This window comes from Chryseobacterium metallicongregator (genome assembly GCF_031324065.1).
Lineage (GTDB): Bacteria > Bacteroidota > Bacteroidia > Flavobacteriales > Weeksellaceae > Chryseobacterium > Chryseobacterium metallicongregator.
Genome location: NZ_JAVIXS010000006.1, coordinates 646,903 through 653,463, shown reverse-complemented (window position 1 = coordinate 653,463; position 6,561 = coordinate 646,903). Strand labels below are relative to the sequence as shown.

The 6,561-nt window shown below is 35.5% G+C and carries 3 protein-coding genes; all 3 read left to right on the top strand.

Features of this window, described 5'->3' with window-relative positions:
- Positions 1 to 1,492: 1,492 nt before the first annotated feature.
- Positions 1,493 to 3,352 carry an McrB family protein gene (locus tag REB14_RS11530; RefSeq protein WP_309522251.1) on the top strand — a complete coding sequence of 620 codons (1,860 nt, stop codon included), beginning with the start codon at positions 1,493 to 1,495 and terminating at the stop codon, positions 3,350 to 3,352.
- Positions 3,352 to 4,818: a 5-methylcytosine restriction system specificity protein McrC gene (locus REB14_RS11525; RefSeq protein ID WP_309522250.1), complete on the top strand. Its 1,467-nt coding sequence runs from the start codon at positions 3,352 to 3,354 to the stop codon at positions 4,816 to 4,818. Before REB14_RS11530 ends, REB14_RS11525 begins: the two co-directional genes overlap by 1 nt.
- A gap of 689 nt (positions 4,819 to 5,507) precedes the next feature.
- The gene (locus REB14_RS11520; protein ID WP_309522249.1) at positions 5,508 to 5,828 is read left to right on the top strand and encodes a GIY-YIG nuclease family protein; all 321 of its coding nucleotides are present in this window, start codon (positions 5,508 to 5,510) and stop codon (positions 5,826 to 5,828) included.
- The last annotated feature ends 733 nt before the right edge of the window (positions 5,829 to 6,561 follow it).

Here is a 6,561-nt window from a genome sequence, read left to right as displayed (position 1 = left end):
TAGGGATACTGTTTAAGGCGCAAGGATTTTATCTTCGATAAAATTTCTATATCCTGATATCCTTATCTGCTGAAAATCTTTGATTTTCTTGCGCCTTAAAAAACATATCAATATTTAAAAACTTTGCGCCTTTGCGCTTAAAACAAAATAATAAGCCATTGTATTAATCAGTAAGAATAAATACTTTTTCTGGGAGCACGTGAAAACGTGCTTTTTTTTATGATGATCCATCTGCTTATTTTTGGTTGGAAATCGCAAAGACGCAAATTCTTATTATAGGGATACTGTTTAAGGCGCAAGGATTTTATCTTCGATAAAATTTCTATATCCTGATATCCTTATCTGCTGAAAATCTTTGATTTTCTTGCGCCTTAAAAAACATATCAATATTTAAAAACTTTGCGCCTTTGCGCTTAAAACAAAATAATAAGCCATTGTATTAATCAGTAAGAATAAATACTTTTTCTGGGAGCACGTGAAAACGTGCTTTTTTTTATGATGATCCATCTGCTTATTTTTGGTTGGAAATCGCAAAGACGCAAATTCTTATTATAGGGATACTGTTTAAGGCGCAAGGATTTTATCTTCGATAAAATTTCTATATCCTGATATCCTTATCTGCTGAAAATCTTTGATTTTCTTGCGCCTTAAAAAACATATCAATATTTAAAAACTTTGCGCCTTTGCGCTTAAAACAAAATAATAAGCCATTGTATTAATCAGTAAGAATAAATACTTTTTCTGGGAGCACGTGAAAACGTGCTTTTTTTATGATGATCCATCTGCTTATTTTTGGTTGGAAATCGCAAAGACGCAAATTCTTATTATAGGGATACTTTTTAAGGCGCAAGGATTTTATCTTCGATAAAATTTCTATATCCTGATATCCTTACCTGCTGAAAATCTTTGATTTTCTTGCGCCTTACAAAACATATCAATATTGAAAACTTACGTCCTTTGCATTTTTTAAAAAAAGCCATTGTATCTGAAGAAACAGGATATTTTTAAACGCAAAGGTTTTATTAATAAGTCTATGATTAAAGGGAGCAAAGGAATGATGGCTGCGCCATTGATGAAGCCAGATGAATAATGCTCATGATTCTTACAATAGTATTTTACTCCTCTTACCTCCTTCCCTAACCTCCTCCAGGTAGTATAGCAACCGTCTCTACCCCTTTGGACAACGGCCTCTACCCTCTTATATAAGTAGGTGGAGCCCCTTATCCAAGTCTGTCTACCCCCTTACCCAAGGGGGTATAGCCCCTTCAGGAAGGAGGTGGGGACCGTTCATAAAGTCCCTCCAGAGGCTTGGTAAAGGGGTTAGAGGGACTTCCGAAGGGCCTATGGGTATTTCTAAGCAATATTTATAGTGACTTTTAAGAAAATTTACGCTTTCCCGTAAGCAGAAGCTGGAGATTTTTATTATTATTGCGATCTTAATTGGATCATACAGCCTAAGCTGTTTGTCAGAATATGAAAACTATAACCAAAAATGACTTTTACAGAATTAATTGACAAAATAGAAATCTGGGATCACTGGCAGGGTGAATATAACCGTTTTGTGCCCCAGTTTGTAGCAGAAGCAAGTACAGGAAAAAATTGGGAAGATTGGGACAACGAACTTTTTTATGAGTTTTTTATGCGTTCTGCAGACCAATGTGTTTCGTCTCTGAGACAGGGATATTTTACCCATGCAGAAAAAGACCTTATCAAACGTAACTGGCCTGAGCTTTCCGCATTGTTACAGAAAATTGCCTTAAGCCAGGAGCAACCTTTATTTGAGACCTATCATCAGATCAAAGAACTGATCCGAATGTATACAGGCAATAATAAAAAAGCCGCTACCAACAGACTGATTGCCGGTTTGCAGCCTCAGCTGTTGTGCACCATTGTCAATCAGGACAAACTGGGACAGCTGGTGTACCTGTTGAATACTCATGTTCAGGATTTCAAAATGGAACTTACCTATGATTGGTTTGAGGATAGCCACCATCTGCTTCAGATATTCAAAGAAAAGCTCAATAAAAACGGTTTTGAAATTGTGACCCTTCCATGGCAGGTTTACGATTATTTTCAGGAACAAAATACCCCATCTTCCGAAGAACAAAATGATATGAAAAAAAATAAACTGGAACAGCAGATCCAAATTTTAGAATATAAAAAACAAATCATCCTGCAAGGTCCTCCGGGAACCGGGAAAACCAGACAGGCCAAAGAACTGGCTGTTGAATTATTGGGATTGACTGATACTAAAGAATTAAAAAATCACCCCCAGTTTAAACTTATCCAGTTTCATCCTAGCTATAGTTATGAAGATTTTGTAAGAGGAATTGTAGCGAAACCTGACGAGGAAGGAAATGGAATTATCTATGAGGCTGAAAACAAAGTTTTAGGTGATTTCATCAAAAGAGCATGTGAACATTCTCAACTTATCAACGAATTCCCACATGCAGAATGGCTTGATGAAATGTTTGAACATTTTAAAACTTCCATAGAGGAGGAACTGATTGCCAACGATCATAAAATACAACTTACCAATAAACTCTTTCTGACCCATATCGGAGAGAATTCTTTTCACATTTCCAGTGAAGGATGGAAAGGAGATCGATTAAAGTTTAGTGAGATTAAAAAATTATATAAATATAATATCACAAGAAAAGGAGAAACAATAGGATTTGATGATCTTGCAAAAACAGTGTATCACAGAACATCATATTATTTCCCAATGGTAGATAAATTCAGAAATTTTTTGGAAGGTAAATCTGCACCTGTTGATAATAAAACGCAATCTCATTCAGAGAATTATGTTCTAGTAGTTGATGAAATTAATCGTGCTAACCTGTCATCTGTACTAGGAGAATTAATTTACGCTCTTGAATACAGAGGTAAAGCAGTAGAAAGCGTATACGAAGTGGATGGTAATAGGGATCTCATTCTTCCTCACAACCTGTACATCATTGGCACCATGAACACTGCAGACCGTAGTGTAGGACACATTGATTATGCGATCAGAAGACGTTTTGCTTTTATTGATGTATTGCCGGAATCTCTTGAGCATGATGCCAGTATTCATTTTAATACTGAAGGTTTTGAAAAAGTTTCACAATTATTCTTAAACGGAAATGTAAGTGGTGAATTTGAAGCTAAGGATGTTCAACTGGGACACAGTTATTTTATTGCCAAAAATGAAGATATACAGGATGGGCAGACAAAAGAGGAAATTTTCAGAATGAAAATGAATTATGAAGTAGTTCCTATTCTTCTTGAGTATGTGAAAGATGGTGTTCTTATCGGAAGCCATGACGGAAAAGATATTAAAGAATATATCAATGATCTGAAAATAAATAATTAATGGGAATTTTACTTTCGGAACATAAAAGTTTTCTGATCAAACGGGTTGCTGCTGAAGAGTCTTTTACCAATATAGCAGACGAACTGCTACATCTTGATGACGACTCTTTTCAGCTGTTTGCGGCTTTGGAAAGTAAAAAGTTCAACCATCAATCTTATTCTTTTTCGGTGGTAAAAAGAGAAAATCATTGTGAGATTAAGGCAGATTATTTTGTAGGTATTGACTGGCTGGGAAATACCGGTAGAACCATTTATGTAGAACCTAAGATCAATGCGGGTTTATCGCAATACTTCCGGAACTGCCTTAACGAAGAAGAAAATTCTGTTCCTCTCCCTGAAACATATGATAGTAAGGAAAAGATAGAGACTAAAGAAGTCAATTATCTTAAAATTCTTTTGGATGTCATGGCTTTGCCACAAACCGCACACTATTCAAAAGATGTTATCCAAATAGACTGGGATGCAAAATATATTGAGATTGATCAAAAAGATGATCGTTTGTCCCCTTTTCTTATTACACAGTTTTTACAGCATTTGAAAATAATTGTAAGAAAAGGACTGAAAAAGGCATATTATAAAGTCCAGGAAAATCTTAATAGTAGAGTAAAGGGCAAAGTATTAATAGGTCCGCATATAAAGAAGAATGTTTTTAAAAATAAACCTACCTCTGCTTTTTGTGAATTTCAGGTTTTTGGTGAAGATTATTTTGAAAACAGGTTTCTAAAGAAAGTATTGGTGTTTGCAACCAGCTATATTGAGAACAATCCTTCACTATTTTCTTCCAATATAGAATCTGTTCAACATATTTTAAATTATTGCAAACCAGCATTTGAACATATCGGTACCGATGTTGATGAACATCAATTAAAACATGGTAAAAAAAATCCGTTCTTCAATGAATATGGAGAGGCTTTACAAATAGGGAAATTTATTCTCAAAAGATTCTCGTATACCATCACGAAAACGACGCAGAAAAAAATAAAAACACCTCCCTTCTGGATTGATATGCCGAGGTTATTTGAGCTTTATTTTTATTATCAATTGATCAAAGCTAATCCTGAAGATGCTCATCATATTCATTATCAATTTAGTACTTATGGAAATCATCTGGATTTTCTGATCAGTAAACCGGACTATGAAATGGTCATTGATACTAAGTATAAATTGAAATATACTAAAAGCCATATCCACAAAGACATCCGCCAGGTTTCAGGGTACTCCCGTTTAAAGAAGGTTATCAACGAAATGAAAAGTAAAAATAAAGATTGGAAAGAAGATCAGATATTGGATTGCCTGATTATTTACCCTCATCTTCACCAGCTTGATAATGAGGAATCTAACAATCCTCCCTCATTATTGCATAACTTTTCAATTGAAAACATAAAAAGACAGTTTGATAATACTGATAATCAAATCACTGCTTATCATAAAATTTTTAAACTGGGAATAAATTTACCTGTAAGCTAGTAAAGAAGCTTAATGACAATCAAGGATTAAAATAATGTGAATAGAAAGCTTTCTGATGATAAACGATGACAATATAAGAGTTTAGATTCCTGCGGAATGACAAAGTGGGTGCTTATGTGTGCGTGCATAGCCACTTACTTGTTCCAGACATAACGCAAACTGTTCACTTAGCCTATCCACAACGTTTGTCATTCCGTAGGAATCCAGACACAGAAAGCTTGTGATAATGAATGAGGATAAAATAAGAGTTTAGATTCCTGCGGAATGACAAAGTGGGTGCTTCTATATGCATGCATAGCCACTTATTCGCTTCTGACAACGATACAAACTATTCGCTCAGACTATCCACAACGTTTGTCATTCCGTAGGAATCCAGACACAGAAAGCTTGTGATAATGATTGAGGATAAAATAAGAGTTTAGATTCCTACGGAATGACAAGGTGGGTGCTTATGTGTGCGTGCATAGCCACTCACTTGCTCCATACATAACACAAACTATTCGCTCAGACTATCCACAACGTTTGTCATTCCGTAGTAATCCAGACACAGAAAGCATTCTGATGATAAATGATGACAATCTAAGAGTCGAGATTCCTGCGGAATGACAAAAGGTGGAATAAAAACAATTAAATTCAATTGAAAAAAGTGGAACTATATTTTTTGTACCTTTTGTAAAACAAATACACAAATGATTGCGTTTTCAAAAGGAAGATATACCTACTATATCTATATTCTTACCAATAAAAACAGAAGAGTTCTTTATACAGGCGTTACAGGAAACCTGCATAGGAGATTGTATCAACACAAAACAAAGCTAAATCCAGGTAGTTTCACTGCAAGATATAATCTTGAATTTCTAGTTTATTATGAAAAATATGATTGGATTCACCATGCCATTCAAAGAGAAAAGGAAATCAAAAACTGGTCAAGAATTAAGAAGCTTGAACTGATAAGGAGCACAAATCCTAATTTAGAATTTTTGAATTACATGTTTGAAAATTGGCTTTGATACGTGCTTCTATAGCCACTTACTTGCTCCAGACATAACGCAAACTGTTCACTTAGCCTATCCACAACGTTTGTCATTCCGTAGGAATCCAGACACAGAAAGCTTGTGATAATGAATGAGGATAAAATAAGAGTTTAGATTCCTGCGGAATGACAAAGTGGGTGCTTATGTGTGCGTGCATAGCCACTTACTTGCTCCAGACATAACGCAAACTGTTCACTTAGCCTATCCACAACGTTTGTCATTCCGTAGGAATCCAGGCACAGAAAGCATTCTGATGATAAGTGATGACAATATAAGAGTTTAGATTCCTTCGGAATGACAAAGTGGGTGCTTAGGTGTGCGTGCATAGCCATTTATTTGCTCCATACATAATACAAACTATTCACTTAGCCTATCCACAACGTTTGTCATTCCGTAGGAATCCAGACACAGAAAGTTTGTGATAATGAATGAGGATAAAATAAGAGTTTAGATTCCTACGGAATGACAAAGTGGGTGCTTCTAAGTGTTTGCATAGCCACTTATTTCCTACAGACATAATGCAAACTGTTCACTTAGCCTATCCACAACGTTTGTCATTCCGTAGGAATCCAGACACAGAAAGCTTGTGATAATGATTGAGGATAAAATAAGAGTTTAGATTCCTGCGGAATGACAAAGTGGGTGCTTATGTGTGCGTGCATAGCCACTCACTTGCTCTATAACATAATACAAACTAGTCACGTAGTCT

Bases quoted from the DNA above. Each gene is read 5' to 3' on its own strand.
- REB14_RS11530 (WP_309522251.1), top strand. From the start codon at position 1,493: ATGACTTTTACAGAATTAATTGACAAAATAGAAATCTGGGATCACTGG.
- REB14_RS11525 (WP_309522250.1), top strand. From the start codon at position 3,352: ATGGGAATTTTACTTTCGGAACATAAAAGTTTTCTGATCAAACGGGTT.
- REB14_RS11520 (WP_309522249.1), top strand. From the start codon at position 5,508: ATGATTGCGTTTTCAAAAGGAAGATATACCTACTATATCTATATTCTT.